1 protein-coding gene is annotated in these 1026 nt (G+C 73.4%); it reads left to right on the top strand.

What is annotated here, in order from left to right; all coding sequences use genetic code 11:
• Positions 1-159: 159 nt before the first annotated feature.
• Positions 160-1026 (top strand): VWA domain-containing protein (locus ACIQOV_RS42775; RefSeq protein WP_401056708.1); only part of this gene is annotated, 867 nt, incomplete at its 3' end.

Raw genomic sequence — 1026 nt, 5'->3', positions numbered from 1 at the left:
AATGAACCGGCCCAACATCTATCAACACACACACCAAAACTTCTGCCCCACCCCCCCGAGGTTGGTACCGCCGGTCCGCCCGGCCCGCCGGCCCCCGGGGGGCCCCGCCCCACCGTCCTGAGCACGTCCACCCCTCACCCGACGGGAGCCGACCGCCCCATGGCAACACTGGCGAAGCCGAACCTGCCCAGGTTCACCGTGGAGATCTTCCAGAACGAGTACCTGGCCGACGGCGCCCGCGAGGTCAACGCCATCGTCACCGTCACCGCGACCGGCGGCGGCACCTCCGGCGGCCGGCCGCTCGGCTTCGCCGACGCCACCCCGGCGGGCACCGGCGCCGCGGCCGCCGTGGTCATCCTGGTGGACTGCTCGGGCTCGATGGACTACCCCAAGAGCAAGATCAACGGCGCCCGCGAGGCCACCGCCGCCGCCATCGACGCGCTGCGCGACGGCACCGCCTTCGCCGTGGTCGCCGGCACCCACGAGGCCCGCGACATCTACCCCGGCGACGGCACCCTCGCCACCGCCTCCGCCACCACCCGCGGGCAGGCCAAGGAGTCGCTGCGCCGGCTCACCGCCGCCGGCGGCACCGCGATGGGCACCTGGCTGGCCAAGGCCGACAAGCTCTTCCTCACCCGCCGCGACATCGCCATCCGGCACGCCGTCCTGCTCACCGACGGCAACAACGAGCACGAGTCCGCCGAGGACCTGGCCCGCACCATCGAACTGGCGACCGGCCACTTCACCGCCGACTGCCGCGGCGTGGGCACCGACTGGCGGATCGACGAGCTGCGCAGGATCTCCTCGGCGCTGCTCGGCACCACCGACATCGTCGCCGAACCCTCCGGCCTGGCCGAGGACTTCCGCTCGATGATGGCCGGGGCGATGGGCAAGCAGGTCGCCGACGTCGCCCTGCGGATCTGGACCCCGGCCAACGCCACGGTCAGGTTCGTCAAGCAGGTCGCCCCCGCGGTCGAGGACCTGACCTCCCGCCGCACCGAGGCCGGGCCCCGGGCCGGCGACTAC

Origin of the sequence: Kitasatospora sp. NPDC091257, from assembly GCF_044757675.1 — a bacterium.
Classification (GTDB): domain Bacteria; phylum Actinomycetota; class Actinomycetes; order Streptomycetales; family Streptomycetaceae; genus Kitasatospora; species Kitasatospora lactacystinica.
Note: the sequence above shows the minus strand (reverse complement) of the source record. Positions and strands in the feature narration are given on the sequence as shown.